This window comes from Paracidovorax anthurii, assembly GCF_003269065.1.
GTDB classification, from domain to species: Bacteria; Pseudomonadota; Gammaproteobacteria; order Burkholderiales; family Burkholderiaceae_C; genus Paracidovorax; species Paracidovorax anthurii.
Window position 1 is genome coordinate 1 of record NZ_QLTA01000079.1, and the last position, 15156, is coordinate 15156.

General features: G+C 69.0%; 13 protein-coding genes and 1 pseudogene. 9 read left to right on the forward strand and 5 right to left on the reverse strand.

Translation table 11 applies throughout. From position 1 onward, the window contains the following. Positions 1–1077 (reverse strand): tetratricopeptide repeat protein (locus AX018_RS24990; protein WP_211322513.1); only part of this gene is annotated, 1077 nt, incomplete at its 3' end. A gap of 221 nt (positions 1078–1298) precedes the next feature. Here AX018_RS24990 and AX018_RS23145 point away from each other — a divergent pair. Next, positions 1299–2288 (forward strand): class I SAM-dependent methyltransferase, encoded by a 990-nt coding sequence (locus tag AX018_RS23145; RefSeq protein WP_111882423.1) that lies wholly within the window; start codon positions 1299–1301, stop codon positions 2286–2288. Positions 2289–2300: 12 nt separating this feature from the next. Here AX018_RS23145 and AX018_RS23150 read toward each other — a convergent pair whose 3' ends face one another. After that, on the reverse strand, positions 2301–2930 hold the full coding sequence (locus AX018_RS23150; RefSeq protein WP_146749418.1) for a hypothetical protein: 630 nt from the start codon (positions 2928–2930) through the stop codon (positions 2301–2303). Positions 2931–3208: 278 nt separating this feature from the next. Here AX018_RS23150 and AX018_RS23155 point away from each other — a divergent pair, with 278 nt between their 5' ends. Both AX018_RS23155 and AX018_RS23160 read left to right on the forward strand, forming a co-directional pair. Then, positions 3209–5722, forward strand: a complete 2514-nt coding sequence (locus AX018_RS23155; protein WP_111882427.1) for a penicillin-binding protein 1A — start codon at positions 3209–3211, stop codon at positions 5720–5722. Between the two features lie 247 nt (positions 5723–5969). Next, positions 5970–6751, forward strand: a pseudogene (locus AX018_RS23160) (transporter substrate-binding domain-containing protein). Positions 6752–6823: 72 nt separating this feature from the next. Here AX018_RS23160 and AX018_RS23165 read toward each other — a convergent pair. Next, a complete protein-coding gene (locus tag AX018_RS23165; RefSeq protein WP_111882429.1) occupies positions 6824–7372 on the reverse strand; it encodes an NUDIX hydrolase in 549 nt (182 codons plus the stop codon). Positions 7373–7537: 165 nt separating this feature from the next. After that, positions 7538–8233, reverse strand: coding sequence for a fumarylacetoacetate hydrolase family protein (locus tag AX018_RS23170; RefSeq protein WP_111882432.1), 696 nt, complete (start codon positions 8231–8233; stop codon positions 7538–7540). A gap of 110 nt (positions 8234–8343) precedes the next feature. Between AX018_RS23170 and maiA the strand changes: the two genes are divergently transcribed. Then, positions 8344–9012, forward strand: a complete 669-nt coding sequence (gene maiA, locus AX018_RS23175) for a maleylacetoacetate isomerase (RefSeq protein ID WP_111882434.1) — start codon at positions 8344–8346, stop codon at positions 9010–9012. Then, a complete protein-coding gene (gene pgeF, locus AX018_RS23180; protein ID WP_111882436.1) occupies positions 9012–9896 on the forward strand; it encodes a peptidoglycan editing factor PgeF in 885 nt (294 codons plus the stop codon). Before maiA ends, pgeF begins: the two co-directional genes overlap by 1 nt. On the opposite strand, the gene AX018_RS25815 is transcribed toward pgeF, so the two are convergent. Beyond that, entirely contained in the window at positions 9798–10133 is a 336-nt protein-coding gene (locus AX018_RS25815; protein WP_111882439.1) for a hypothetical protein, read from the reverse strand. The two genes, pgeF and AX018_RS25815, sit on opposite strands and share 99 nt — an antisense overlap. Before the next feature lie 146 nt (positions 10134–10279). On the opposite strand from AX018_RS25815, the gene AX018_RS23190 reads away from it, so the two are divergent. From AX018_RS23190 to AX018_RS23205, 4 genes are all read left to right on the forward strand, one after another. Beyond that, positions 10280–11989, forward strand: coding sequence for a PHA/PHB synthase family protein (locus tag AX018_RS23190; RefSeq protein ID WP_111882441.1), 1710 nt, complete (start codon positions 10280–10282; stop codon positions 11987–11989). Between the two features lie 105 nt (positions 11990–12094). Beyond that, complete coding sequence (locus AX018_RS23195; RefSeq protein WP_111882444.1) at positions 12095–13276, forward strand: acetyl-CoA C-acetyltransferase; 1182 nt, start codon at positions 12095–12097, stop codon at positions 13274–13276. A 131-nt stretch (positions 13277–13407) separates the two neighbouring features. Further along, positions 13408–14145, forward strand: a complete 738-nt coding sequence (gene phbB / locus AX018_RS23200) for an acetoacetyl-CoA reductase (RefSeq protein WP_111882447.1) — start codon at positions 13408–13410, stop codon at positions 14143–14145. Between the two features lie 226 nt (positions 14146–14371). Next, positions 14372–15156 (forward strand): IS4 family transposase (locus AX018_RS23205; protein WP_111882449.1); only part of this gene is annotated, 785 nt, incomplete at its 3' end.

Genomic DNA, 15156 nt, shown 5'->3' on the forward strand with positions numbered 1-15156 from the left:
GCTTTGGTTGAGTTGGCTCTGGCTGAAGCCTTTGTTGAATATGGCCTTGGCCACCTGCTCGCGTAGCGCGGGTTCAGTCGCGTCGCCAAAGCGGCGTAATAACTCGTCGTATGTGGCAATCGCTGCTTCGTTTTGGCTGAGTTGGCTTTGTCTGATGCCTTTGTTGAATATAGCCTTACCCACCTGCTCGCGTAGCGCGGGTTCAGTTGCGTCGCCAAAGCGGCGTAATAACTCGTCGTATGTGGCAATTGCCGCTTCGCTTTGGTTGAGTTGGCCTTGCATAACGCCGCGATTAAAGAGCACTTGGGCGACATTGCTGGCCCCCGCATTGGGGGCCTCTGATGCTTTGTGCCAATAATAGGCCGCGTCTTCCAGTTTTTTGGCAGCGTAAGCAGCGTGGGCACGGGTGTTCCAGTCATCGAAGGAGTAGCTGTCTTCTGCAGTTTTTTTCAGCTCTTCCGCATGCTGCGTCAGAACTTTTTCCGCCTGTCGCTGCTCGGCTGTAGGGATTTGGTCGGTTTTTCCTATACCGCTTTGAACGGTTTCCACCGCTTTGTCGATTTCCTCTTTGCCAGTCGTCATATGGTCTTGCACGTCTCGCACGGCGTGGGCAATCGTGCCGATAGCCTGCGAAGCCGCTTGCTCCAATTCGGCAATTCGTGCCCGCAAAGTTCGGGTCTGCATTTCAAGCCAGTGATTGGCGGCTGATTCCGCCTGCTCTTTGGCGGCTTCTGTCGCGGCCTCTTTTGCTTCGGCCTTGGCATTTCGGTACCCCAAAAAGCCACCGAGCACCAACAGCGCCGTAATGACAAGGCCAGTCCATGTGGTGACAACTCCGTAGCGGTCTATGGCCTGTCCCGCTCCGGTGAGTTGGTCATCCACTCGCTTATCCACTGCAGCGACTTGCTGGCGCAGGGCGTCCACATCTTTTTGCTGCAGTTCTTTTTGAGCGTCCCACCGGCTTTGTTGCAGTTCCTTGAAAGCACTCAAATCTTCTTGGGTTCCCGCAAGGGCGGGCGGCATGCTGGTGGTAATGCCCACCCAAAGCAGCAAGCCGATAATCAGTAATCGTTTCATCTTTACCCTCCCTCTTATTGGGTCTGCCATGCCTGCCTGAATCGCGACGATTGACCGACCACGGCAACCAAATATAGCAAGCGATCTCCAAGCGGACCTTCGTACCGCCGGAGCAGTGAATGCGCCCGGTATCATCGAATCGACCACTGCCAGCGCTGGCGAGCCCCCTGCGGCGGGCCCCCGTTCGATCCTCTCCCCATTCCCCGCGCCCCTCCTTCCCCATGCAAGCCCTGCTCGACGCCATTGCCGCCATGCCCTTCCCGCAACAGGCGCAGCGCATCTTCCATGGCCGGGGCGGCATGCACCCGGGCTGCGAGCAGTGGACGCTGGACGCCTATCCCCCCGTGCTGGTGCTGACCAGCTTCGCCCCGGTGGAGGAGGGTGATCTGGCCGTGGTGGGCGCCGCGCTGCAGGCGCGCTGGGCGCAGGTGGCGCCGCCGGCCGTGCCGCTGTCCTGGGTGTTCCAGCACCGCGGCGAGGCCCTGCGCCTGCAGGGCCGCAGCGACACGCGCCAGATGGCGGGGGAGGTGCCCGATCCGCACGTGGTCACCGAGGACGGCCTGCGCTATCGCGTGCACGTGCTGCGCGGGCAGAACCACGGCCTGTTTCTGGACATGGCCGCCGGCCGCCGCTGGGTGCGGGACCACGTGGCCGACCGCGCCGCGCGCATGCGGGCCGACCGGCCCGGCGCGGGCCCGAAGGTGCTCAACCTTTTCGCCTACACCTGCGCGTTTTCCGTGGCCGCGCTGCACGCGGGGGCCCGGCAGGTGGTGAACGTGGACATGGGCCACGGGGCCATCGCCATCGGCCAGCAGAACCACCAGCTCAACGGCCTGGCCGCCGGTGCGAGCTTCATGGCGCACGACATCTTCAGCAGCTGGGGCAAGATCGGCCGCGGCGGGCCTTATGACCTGGTCATCGTGGACCCGCCCAGCTACCAGAAGGGCAGCTTCGTCGCGACGAAGGATTACGCGCGGCTCATGCGCCGCCTGCCCGGCCTGCTGGCGCCCGGCGGGCACGCGCTGCTGTGCCTGAACGCGCCCGAGCTGGGGCCGGAGTTCCTGCAGGACCCCATGCGCGAGCTGGCGCCGGAGTTGCGCTTCGTGGAGCGGGTGGCGAACCCGGCGGCGTTCGCGGACGTGGATGAGGCGCGGTCGCTGAAGGTGCTGGCGTATGTCCTGCCTGGCCTGAAATCCGGCGGCGCGCCGTAGTCCCCCGGGCCTTCACCCGGCCTGCGACCGCAGCCGGAAGGTGGCGCCCTGGAAGCTGCCGCGGACCGTGCAGGGGGCGGAGGCGCTGCCACCCTCGCGCTCCATCTCCAGCGTGTAGTGGCCGGAGACCACGGCGCGCGCATCGCCCTGCGCGTCGGGCTCGGTCACGCGGACCTCGGTGATCTGCAGCTCGCCCGAAGCGGCGCTCCAGGGCGCGGCGGGGTGCCGAAAGAGGGTGGCGGCGCCGGTGCCGGCCTGCCGGTGCTGGATCTCCGCCGCGCCGTCGGCATGCAGGCGGAACGTGCCCGCGAGCCCGCCGACGTGCTCCAGCCGCAGCAGACCGGGGGCGGCGAACAGGTTGAACTGCACGCCCGTGCCGATGTGCGGCGCCTCTTCAGGAGGCTGAGGGATGCCCAGGGCGATGACCAGTTCGTCGTGGCCGTCGAGCTGGGCGGCGTACAGGGTGTTCCACCGGGTCTCTTTGTCTTCCCAGGCGTGGGAGCGGCCGCACTGGTCGATCTGGAACCGGGTGGGCGGCAGCGGGGCGTCGCCGCAGGCAGCGAGGGCCGCAAGGGCCGCGCAGAGCAGGCACGGCACCATGCCGCGCACGGCCCGGCGGCCGGGAATAGGGGGCGGGAGCATGGGGAAAGCGTAGCAAGAAGGCGCCCGGGCTGCCGGGCATGCGGTGAATTCGCCGCCGCGCCGCGGGGGTTGCCGGCGGGGGCGCGGCACCGAACCCCGGTACCATCGCGCCCGCGGCAGCCATGCCCGCATGGATACCTCCGCCGGGCTTCCCGGCCCCACCGCCCGCCCGCTGCACCAATGGGTGTTTACCTCCTGACCGTGTGATTGCCTCTTTGCTTGCCTCCCTGCGTTCCTGGTTGTCCAGCGCGCCTCTTTCATCGCTGGCCCGGCGGGCCATGGCGGCACTGCGCTGGCTGCGCGCGCGGCTCTCGGGCCGCCTGCTGCTCTGGGCGCTGGCGGCCGTGCCCGCTGCGCTGTTGCTCTACACCCTGCTGCTGTGGCCCTTCACGCCCGCGATCAGCGACATCCGCAAGGCCAAGACCGAGCAGCCGGCGCAGCTCGTGTCCGCCGATGGCCGCCTGCTGGCGGAGTACCGCTGGGTGAACCGCGAGTGGGTGGCGCTGGAGGACATCGCGCCTTCGGTGGTGGACGCGTTGATCGCCACCGAGGACCACCGCTTCTACGACCACTTCGGCCTGGACTGGCGGCGCACGGCGTCGGCGGTGGTCCGCACGCTGGGCGGCGACAAGCAGGGCGGCTCGACCATCACGCAGCAGCTTGCCCGCAACCTCTATCCGGAAGACATCGGCCGGGCCCCGACGCTCACCCGCAAGCTCAAGGAGGCGATCACCGCGTTCAAGATCGAGGCGCTCTATTCCAAGGACGAGATCCTGGAGACCTACCTCAACACGGTGCCCTTCCTCTACAACGCCTACGGCATCGAGATGGCGGCGCGCACGTATTTCGACAAGTCGGCCGGCAAGCTCACGGTGCTGGAGAGCGCCACGCTGATCGGCATGCTCAAGGGCACGAGCTACTACAACCCGGTGCTCAATCCGGAGCGGGCCCAGGCGCGGCGCAACGTGGTGCTGTCGCAGATGCAAAAGCGCGGCAAGCTCACGGCCGGAGAGGTCGAGACGCTCTCCCGCCGGCCGCTGCGCATCCGCTTCGAGCGGCAGGTAGAGGCCGCCGGGCCCGCGCCGCACCTCGCGCAGCAGTTGCGCAAGCAGCTCATCGACTGGGCCGACCGCAACGGCTACAGCCTGTATGCCGACGGGCTCGTGATCCGCACCACCATCGATGCCCGGCTGCAGGCCCTGGCCAACCAGGCGGTGGCGCGGCAGGGCCGCCAGTTGCAGGCGATCGCCGACAACGCCTGGGGCCCGCGCACCTGGAACGCCAAGAGCCCGCTGGTGCAGTCGTTCGTGCGCGAGAGCCCGCAGTATGCAAACGCCGTGGCCAAGGGCGCCGCGCCCGAGCAGGCCCTGAAGGCGCTGCTGGACGACGCCGATTTCCTGCGCCGGCTGCGCCAGGACAAGACCCGCGTGCAGGCCGGCTTCATGGCGCTGGATCCGCGCACGGGCCAGATCCGGGCATGGGTGGGCAGCCGCGATTTCGCGCAGGACCCGTTCGACCACGTGCAGGCGGCGCGCCGCCAGCCGGGCTCGACCTTCAAGCCGTTCGTCTATGGCGCGGCCTTCGCGAAGGGGGCGCTGCCCACCGACACGCTGATCGACCAGGCGGTGGAGATCCCCCTGGGCGGCGGGCAGGTGTGGCGGCCTACGGACGATGGCGCGCCCCCGAGCGGCGAGCCGATGACCCTGCGCGACGGGCTGGCGCTGTCCCGCAACACGATCACCGCCCAGCTGATGCAGCAGGTGGGCCCGGAGCGCGTCGCCCAGCTGGCCCGCGCCATGGGCGTGCGCGAATCGCCGCTGGACGCGGTGCCCTCGCTGGCGCTGGGCACCAGCCCGGTGACGCTCAAGGAGATGGTGGCGGCCTACGGCACCATCGCCGAAGCCGGGCGCTACATCGCGCCCACGGCCATCACGCGCATCGAGGACAAGAACGGCAAGGTGCTCGAAGACTTCTCGCCCGCAGCGCCTGAGCGCGCCCTGGGCCTCGCGCCCGCCCAGACCCTGCGCGACGCGCTGCGCGCGGTGGTGGACAAGGGCACGGGCGCGGCCATCCGCTCGCGCTACGGCATCACGGCCGACGTGGCCGGCAAGACCGGCACCACGCAGGACAACACCGACGGCTGGTTCATCCTCATGCACCCGCAGCTCGTGGCGGGCGCCTGGGCGGGCTTCAACGATGGCCGCGTGACGCTGCGCAGCGACTACTGGGGGCAGGGCGCCCACAGCGCGCTGCCGATGGTGGGCGAGGTGTTCCAGCAGGCCCTGCGCTCCCGGGTGATCGATGCGCGCGAGAAGTTCATCGACCTGGAGGAAAGCAGCTGGGTCGGGCAGGCGGTGGATGGCGTGCGCCAATGGGCGCTGAACGTCTACGACCTGTTTGGGCGCCGCACGGGCGGCGAGGCGGGCGGCGCCGCGCGCGCGCCGGCCGCCAACACGCCGCCCCCGCCGGGCGGGGTGGCCTCCGCGCCCCAGGAGCCCGCCTCGGCCGAGGCGCGGCCCGAGATCACCGAGGCGCCGCTGGTGCCCCTGCAGGACGCCACGCCGGTGCAGCCCGCCATGCCGCCCCCGGAAGTGGTCGTGCCGCCGGAGGGCGCCGCGCAGCCACCGTCGCCGCAGCCGCCCTCGATCACGGACGTGCCGCCGCCGGGTGCGCAGCCCGCGCCCGCGCAGTCCGGCGCCGCGATTCCGGGCGTGGTGGTCGCGCCGGTGGAGCGGGGCGCGGTGGTGCCGGGGCGCGGTTCGGAGCCGTTCTTCATCGAATCGCGCCCCTGAGAACGTGAACACGTTCTGAGACCGTGAGTGCGTTCTGAGTCACCGGGCGGGCCCCGGGAATTCCACCCAGCGGGTTATCGCTCTCCGGCGGGCCCTGGGCGTTGTTTCCGGGGCGCATGGCGGGCCGCTTCGTCATCCGGCGCGGCTATGCTTGGCCCCTCCCGCCTGCGCTGGCGGCCTCCCGGTGGGGTTGCCGCGCGCGGGGTCCCTTCCGCCACCCCACTTCCCCCGAAGAGGCTTTCCTCCCATGACGCGCAATCCACTCATTCCCCTGTTCGCCGCGGCCGCCCTGGCCGTCGGCGCCTTCGCCCAGACGGCGCATGCCGGGCCACGGCTCGACAGGATCATGGAAACCAAGGTCCTGCGCGTGGGCACGCCGGGCGACTACCGGCCCTTCGCCATCAAGACCGATGCCGGCTATTCCGGCCACGACATCGATGTGATCGAGCTCATGGCCAAGGAGATGGGCGCCAAGATCGAATACGTGCCCACGAGCTGGCCCAACCTCATGAAGGACATCCAGGCCGACAAGTTCGACGTGGCCGTCGGCGGCATCACGCGCAACGTGACGCGCATCCGCCAGATCGAGATGCTCCCGGGCTATGCGCCCTTCGGCAAGGTGGCGCTGGTGCGCGCGGCGGACAAGGACCATTACAAGGCGCTGGCCGACCTCAACCAGCCCGGCGTGCGCGTCATCAAGAACCCCGGCGGCACCAACGAGACCTTCGTGCTCGAAAACCTCAAGGCCGCCCAGGTGAGCACGCACGACAAGAACGCCGAGATCCCCGCGCTGATCGCCTCGGGCCAGGGCGACGTGATGATCACCGAGACCTACGAGGCCCTGCACTACGCCAAGGCCGATCCGCGCCTGTATGCGGCCTTCGTCGCCACGCCCCTCACGCCGCAGAACACCCTGGGCTTCATGCTGCCCAAGGACGATGCGGACTATTCGCGCGTGATGGAGTTCGTCTGGGGCCTGCTGGATGCGCGCGGCGCGCTGAAGCAGGCTCGGACAAGTGGCTGAAGTAAAAAGCCGCTGCGCCGTGGCCCCCTGAAGCGGGGCCGGGCCCCGCGCCTGCGGGCGCGGCCCGGCGGCGCGCATCAGTCGATGTCCACGCAGTGCAGGCCGAAGGCGCCGGCGCGGCGGTCCGCGAAGTAGCGCTCCAGCGTGGTCTTCACGGTGCGGAAGGCGATCTCCTCCCAGGGGATCTCGTCCTCGGTGAACAGCCGGGCCTCGATGGTCTCGAACCCCGGATTGAACTGGTCGCTGTGCAGCGTGGCCAGGTAGAACAGATGCACCTGCCCCACGCGGGGCACGTTGAGCAGCGAGAAGAGCGGCCCCAGCGTGATCTGCGCGCCGGCCTCCTCGTCCGTCTCGCGCGAGGCGCCCTCGGCCGTGGTTTCGTTCAACTCCATGAAGCCGGCCGGCAGCGTCCACTTGCCCCAGCGCGGCTCGATGTTGCGCTTGCACAGCAGCACCCGGTCCCCCAGCGCCGGGAGGGTGCCCACCACGTTGAGCGGGTTCTCGTAGTGGATGGTGTGGCAGGCCGGGCAGACCGCGCGCAGCTTGGTGTCGCCGTCGTCGGGTACGCGGTACACCACGGCGGTTCCGCATTCACGGCAGTGCTTGATGGGGCTGCGGAAGGTCATGGTTTGGGCTGGATTGGCTGCATGTCGCCGAATTCATTGAACATGCAGCTATTGTTTTGGTAGCAATTGGCGGTGCGGCAGGCCGCCGGGCCCGGAGGCCTTGGCCACCGTGGCGGGACCGGGGCGGGGCAGCGCACCGGCCGCCGCGATGGCGGGCGGCGGGTGTCAGGCGATCTCCACCCGCAGCGTGCCCAGCCCGTCCACGCCGCCTTCGAGCACGTCGCCGCGCACCACGGCGGCCACGCCCTCGGGGGTGCCGGTGAAGATCAGGTCGCCGGGCTGCAATTCCCAGGCGGCGGACAGGTGCTCGATGGTCTCCGCAATGTTCCAGATGAGCTGCGCCACCGTGCTGCGCTGGCGGTCCGCGCCGTTGACCTGCAGCCAGATGCCGGCCTGCTCCACGTCGCGGGCCTGCGCCAGCGGCGTGATGGGGCCGATCGGCGCGCTGTGCTCGAAGCCCTTGCCGATGCACCAGGGGCGGCCCTGCTTCTTCATCTCGCTCTGCAGGTCGCGGCGGGTCATGTCCAGGCCCACGGCATAGCCGTAGATGTGCTGCAGCGCATCGGCGGCGGCGATGCGCTTGCCGCCCCGGCCGATCGCCACCACCAGCTCGATCTCGTGGTGCAGGTTGGCCGTGAGCGTGGGGTAGGGCATGCGGCCCGTCTCTCCCTGCGCGACGGGCAGGATGGCGTCGGCGGGCTTCATGAAGAAGAAGGGCGGCTCCCGCCCGGTAAAGCCCATCTCCTTGGCGTGCTCTTCGTAGTTGCGTCCCACGCAGTAGATGCGGTGCACGGGAAAGCGGTCGCCGGTGCCCGCCACGGGCACGCTGGCGATGGAGGCGGGAGGAATCACATAACTCATGGTGTGTGTCAGCCTGATCGCGAAGGAGGGGGAGGGGGGAGGGCGGCGGCCTGTGCCCAGGCCGCGCGCCGGCAGAGTGTGCCATGCGCGGACGTTATGCTCGCCGGACCATGAAGCTGTTCAACTACTTCCGCTCGTCGGCCTCCTACCGCGTGCGCATCGCGCTCGCGCTCAAGGGCCTGTCCTACGACTACGTGCCGGTGCACCTGGTGCGCGCCGAGCACCGCGAGCCCGCCTATGCCGGCCGCGTGGGCGATGCGCTGGTACCTGCGCTGGAGCTGGAGGACGGCACGGCGCTCACGCAGTCCATGGCCATCATCGAATACCTCGACGAAACCCATCCCGCGCCGCCGCTGCTGCCCGCCGATGCGCCGGGCCGTGCCCGGGTGCGGGCCCTGGCGCAGATCGTGGCCTGCGAGATCCATCCGCTGAACAACCTGCGGGTGCTCCAGTACCTCACCCAGACGCTGCAGGTGGACGAGGCGGCCAAGACCGCCTGGTACCGCCACTGGGCGCGCGGCGGCCTGGAGGCCTTCGAGCGGCAACTGGGCCTGCTGGCCGGGGAGCGCGCGGCCGCAGGCCTGCCCCCCTCGCGCCTGTGCTGGGGTGACACCCCCACGCTGGCGGACTGCTGCCTCGTGCCCCAGGTTTTCAATGCCCAGCGCTTCCAGGTGAGCCTGGACGGCCTGCCGCTCACCATGGCGGCGTGGCAGGCGGCCAGCGCGTTGCCCGCCTTCCAGGCGGCGCACCCTTCCGCGTGCCCGGACCACGAAGCCTGATGCCCCGGCCAGACCCCCGCGCCCCGGAAGGCGTGCCCCCGGACTGGCTGATCCCCGACTGGCCGGCGCCCGGCCACGTGCGCGCCGCCTGCACGGCGCGCGCCGGCGGCGCGAGCGAGGCCCCCTGGGCCACGCTCAACCTGGGCGACCATGTGGGGGACGACCCCGCCGCCGTGCGGGCCAACCGCCAGCGGCTGCGCGCAGCCCTCTCCGCGCTCGATGGCGGCCGCCCCGTGGAGCCCGTCTTCCTGCGGCAGGTGCACGGCACCACCGTCGCCGACCTGGACGCCGGCCTGCCCGACGGCACCGAGGCCGATGCCTGCACCGCGAGCCTGCCGGGCCGCGCCTGCGCCATCATGGTGGCCGACTGCCTGCCCGTGCTCTTCACCGACCGCCAGGGCACCCGGGTGGCCGCCGCCCACGCGGGCTGGCGCGGGCTGGCGGGAGGGGTGTTGGAGCAGATTTTGGAGCGTTTTCCCTCCCACGTCGTTGATTTTGCTGCATCTCCTGCTATCGAAAGAATAGCGATCGATGCGCCTCAGGCCCACGGCGTCCTGGCCTGGCTGGGGCCCTGCATCGGCCCCACGGCCTTCGAGGTGGGCGAGGATGTGCGCGCCGCCTTCTGCGCCCGCGACCCGGCGGCCGGGGTGCACTTCCGCGCGCAGGGCGGGGGCAAATACCTGGCCGACCTCGCGGGCCTCGCGCGCCAGCGGCTCGGGGCCCTGGGCGTTACCGAGGTCCACGGCAACGACGGTGGCGATGCCTGGTGCACCGTCCGCCAGCCGTCACGGTTCTTTTCGCACCGCGCCTCCATGGGCAGCGCCGGCGCCACCGGAGGGCGGTTCGCCGCCTGCGTCTGGATCGGCGGGGACCGGGGAGGCTGATGGCCTGGGGGGCGCGGGCGCATGGACCGGGGTGGCCGGGGCATCCCGCCGCTCCCGCTCCCGCAAGGCCCGCTTGCGCGCCGGGGTGCCCAGGATGTAGACCACGATCGACAGCGGCAGCAGCCCGTAGAACACGAACGTGACCGCCGCGCCCAGCAGGCTCCCCTGCGGCCCCGAGGCCTCCGCGACCGCCATCATCAACGTGACGTAGAGCCAACCGATCACCACGAGGTACATTGCAGGCACATCCTGAAAAACTGAGCTATATCGTGAAAAAGAGAAAGCGGCATTGCCTCGCGGCCTGCCGCTCGGCAACAATGCCTGACGGTGCCGCCCGAGGGGGCGCGCACGGCGGGCGATGACGCGACGGAGGAGACAACCCCATGGATTTTGATGCAGGCTGGGCGGGAAACGCCCAGCAGATCCGGCAAATGCTGAACCAGAGCTGGACCCAGGCGCTGGAGGCCTTCCGGAAGGTGGGCGGGCCGCAGTCCCTGGACGGCCAGGCGCCCGTGCCGCCGGCGATCCGCTTTTCTCCCGACAAGATCGCGGCCCTGCAGCAGCAGTACGTGAAGGAGGCCGGCGAGCTCTGGAGCCAGGCGCTGCAGCCCCAGTCCCTCCAGGACCGCCGCTTCAGCAATCCCGCCTGGGCGGAGCAGCCCATGGCCGCCTTCTCGGCCGCCGCCTACCTGCTCAACGCCCGCACGCTCATGGGCCTGGCCGACGCGGTCGATGCCGACGCCAAGACCCGCGCGCGCATCCGCTTCGGCGTCGAGCAGTGGATGGCGGCGATGGCGCCCAGCAACTTCCTCGTCTTCAACGCCGAGGCCCAGAAGAAGGCCATCGACACCCAGGGCGAAAGCATCGCCAAGGGCGTCGCCAACCTGCTGCACGACATGCGGCAGGGCCATGTCTCGATGACCGACGAAAGCGTCTTCGAGGTCGGCCGCAACGTGGCCACCTCCGAGGGCGCGGTGGTGTATGAGAACGAGCTGTTCCAGCTCATCGAATACAAGCCCCTCACGGCCAAGGTCCACGAGCGCCCCTTCCTCGTGGTGCCGCCCTGCATCAACAAGTTCTACATCCTCGACCTGCAGCCCGAGAACTCGCTCATCCGCTACGCGGTGAGCGAGGGCCACCGCACCTTCGTCGTGAGCTGGCGCAATCCGGGCGAATCGCTCTCCCGGGCCACCTGGGACGACTACATCGAGGACGCCGTCCTCTGCGCCATCGACACGGTCCGGCAGATCGGCAACGCCGACCAGATCAACGCCCTGGGCTTCTGCGTGGGCGGCACCATGCTGGCCACGGCCCTGGCCGTGCTGGCCGCGCGCGGTGAGGAGCCGGTGGCCAGCGCCACCTTCCTCACCACGCTCATCGACTTTGCCGACACCGGCATCCTCGACGTCTTCATCGACGAGAGCTTCGTCCACTTCCGCGAACTGCAGATGGGGCAGGGCGGCTTGATGAAGGGGCAGGACCTCGCCTCCACCTTCAGCTTCCTGCGCCCCAACGACCTCGTCTGGACCTACGTGGTGGGCAACTACCTCAAGGGCGAGACGCCGCCGCCCTTCGACCTGCTCTACTGGAACAGCGACTCCACCAACCTGCCGGGGCCGTTCTATGCGTGGTATCTGCGCAATCTCTACCTGGAGAACAAGCTCGTGCAGCCCGACCACCTGACGGTGTGCGGCGAGCCGATCGACCTGAGCCTCGTCGATCTGCCGGTGTACATCTACGGCTCGCGCGAGGACCACATCGTGCCCATCGGCGCGGCCTACGCTTCCACGCAGGTCCTGCCCGGCCCCAAGCGCTTCGCCATGGGGGCCTCCGGCCACATCGCGGGCGTCATCAACCCGCCCGCCAAGAAAAAGCGCAGCCACTGGCTTCGCGCGGACGGCCAGTTGCCGCCCACCCTCGACCAATGGCTGGAGGGCGCCACCGAACACCCCGGAAGCTGGTGGACCGACTGGTCGGACTGGCTGCGCGGCCACGCGGGCGCCCTCGTGCCAGCCCCCAAGCGCTACGGCCGGGGCGTGCGCTTTCCGCCCGGCGAGCCCGCGCCGGGGCGCTACGTGCGCGAGCGTGCGTGAGCTAACCGGGGCCTGCGGCCCCTACGGCCTGTCCGCCGCGACGCCGGCGGCCGGCTCCATTTGATTTTCATCCGTTCCATCACCATCAGAAACCAAAGGATTGCCATGGAAGACATCGTCATCGTTTCCGCCGTTCGCACGCCCGTGGGCAAGTTCGGCGGCGCGCTCGCCAAGACGCCCGCCACCGAACTCGGCGCGCTCGTCATCAAGGAAGCCCTGGCCCGGGCGAACGTGCCGCTGGACCAGGTGGGCGAAGTGATCATGGGCCAGGTGCTGACCGCCGGCGTGGGCCAGAACCCCGCGCGGCAGGCCATGATGAAGGCCGGCGTGGCGCGCGAGACCCCTGCGCTCACCATCAACGCCGTCTGCGGCTCGGGCCTCAAGGCCGTGATGCTGGCGGCCCAGGCCGTGGCCACGGGCGACAGCGAGATCGTCGTGGCGGGCGGGCAGGAAAACATGAGCCTGTCGCCGCACGTGCTGGCCGGCTCGCGCGACGGCCAGCGCATGGGCGACTGGAAGATGGTCGATTCGATGATCGTCGATGGCCTCTGGGACGTCTACAACCAGTACCACATGGGCATCACCGCCGAGAACGTCGCCAAGCTGCACGGCATCAGCCGCGAGCAGCAGGACGCACTGGCGCTCGCCAGCCAGCAGAAGGCGGCTGCGGCCCAGGATGCGGGCCGCTTCAAGGACGAGATCGTGGGCGTGAGCCTGCCGCAGAAGAAGGGCGACCCCATCCTGTTCGACGCCGACGAATACCTCAACCGCAAGACCAGCGCGGAGGCCCTCGCGGGGCTGCGGCCGGCCTTCGACAAGGCCGGCTCGGTCACGGCGGGCAATGCCTCGGGCATCAACGACGGCGCGGCGGCCGTGGTGGTGATGAGCGCGAAGAAGGCCGCGGCGCTCGGCCTCACCCCGCTCGCGCGCATCGCCGCCTACGCCACCAGCGGGCTCGATCCGGCCACCATGGGCATGGGCCCGGTGCCGGCCACGCGCAAGGTGCTGCAGCGCACCGGCTGGAATGCCGCCGACGTGGACCTGTTCGAACTGAACGAGGCCTTCGCCGCCCAGGCCTGCGCGGTCAACAAGGAACTGGGCATCGATCCCGCCAAGGTGAACGTGAACGGCGGGGCGATCGCCATCGGCCATCCGATCGGCGCTTCCGGTTGCCGCGTGCTGGTCACGCTCCTGCACGAGTTGCAGCGCCGTGGCGCCCGCAGGGGCGTGGCGGCGCTGTGCATCGGCGGCGGCATGGGCGTGTCGTTCGCCGTGGAGCGGGCCTGATCCCCCGGGCCCGGTCGGTCCCGCGCCTGGAGTGCGGTGGGGCGGATGACCGATCGGTGTTTACCTCAGCGGCCGGGCCTGAAATCTTGGGTAGAGTGATCGCGTGAATCGTTGACTAGGAGAGAAATCACATGAATCAGAAAGTAGCGTACGTCACAGGGGGCATGGGGGGCATCGGAACCGCCATCTGCCAGCGCCTGCACAAGGATGGCTTCAAGGTCATCGCGGGCTGCGGGCCGACCCGTGACCACGCCAAGTGGCTGGCGGAGCAGAAGGCCCTGGGCTTCACCTTCCATGCGTCGGTGGGCAATGTGGGTGACTGGGATTCCACCGTGGCCGCCTTCAACCATGCCAAGGCCGAGCATGGCACGGTCGATGTGCTCGTGAACAACGCCGGCATCACGCGTGACCGCATGTTCCTCAAGATGTCCCGCGAGGACTGGGATGCGGTGATCGAAACCAACCTTAACAGCATGTTCAACGTGACAAAGCAGGTCGTGGGCGACATGGTGGAAAAGGGCTGGGGCCGCATCATCAACATCAGCAGCGTGAACGGCGAGAAAGGCCAGGCCGGGCAGACCAACTACTCGGCCGCCAAGGCGGGCATGCATGGTTTCTCGATGGCCCTCGCGCAGGAACTCGCCACCAAGGGCGTGACGGTCAACACCGTCAGCCCGGGCTACATCGGCACCGACATGGTCAAGGCCATCCGTCCCGACGTGCTGGAGAAGATTGTCGCCACGGTGCCCGTGAAGCGCCTCGGCGAGCCCAGCGAGATCGCATCGATCATCGCCTGGCTGGCTTCCGAGGAGGGCGGCTACGCCACTGGCGCCGACTTCTCGGTCAACGGCGGCCTGCACATGGGCTGACGGCCCGCATGGCACCCGCCGCGTAGCGCGGCTCGCGCCGGGTGCCGGCGCCAACCGCACAAGATACCTTCAATGCCTGCAGCCTCTTTGGCGGCAGTGCCCCATGAAGGTGGTTCTTGTGGCGGCAACAAAGAAACCCCGCCAAGGCGTAATGCCAGTCAGATAAGCCCTTGGAAGTCTGATGGGAGCTAAAAAGGGAACGTGTGCAACACGTTCCCTTTTTGCTTTGCGCCTGCTCGAAAACACCCTGGCCCAAACCCTGCAACAAGCCCCCAACGATAGCCTGGGAGAGCTGGCGCAGTTGATCGACAACGAGTGGATCACCCAAGCCCTTGCCGCCAGCGGCAAGGCCAGCATCCGCAGGCGCAAGCTTCCAGCCGAGCACGCCATCTGGCTGGTCATCGGCTTGTCGCTATATCGGCAACTGCCGATGTGGCAGGTGGTGCAGCAGCTGTCCTTAAGTCTGGGCGACAACGATCTGCCCGCACCCAGCGCCAGTGTGCAGGCCCGCCAGCGCCTGGGCTGCGATCCTCTGGCGCAACTGTTTGGCCTGCTCGCACAAGCCTGGAGTCGCCCTAGCACACCGGGACAGGGGCTGCGTGTGCTGGCCGTCGATGGCGTGGTCTGGACAGCACCGGACACGCCCGAGAACCGAGGGGCGCTGGGAAGCTGCGCCACCCAGCATGGGCCGCTGGCGTGGCCCCAGGTGCGTGCGGTGTGCCTGCTCGATACCGACACCCACGAACTGCTGGATGCGCGCATCGCTGGGATGGATCAGGGCGAGCTGACGCTGGCCGCGGGTCTGCAGGGGCTGGATCACTCGCTGACGGTGTTCGATCGCGCCTACTTCAGCGCCGCCTTCCTGCTGGCCTGGCAGCAAGGCTCACAGCGCCACTGGCTCATGCGCGCCAAGGACAACTTGCGCCATGAAGTGCTGCACACGCTCTCGGCGGGCGACCAGATCATCCGCATGCCCGTCTCGTCTCGGGCACGCAAGCTCGATCCCAAGCT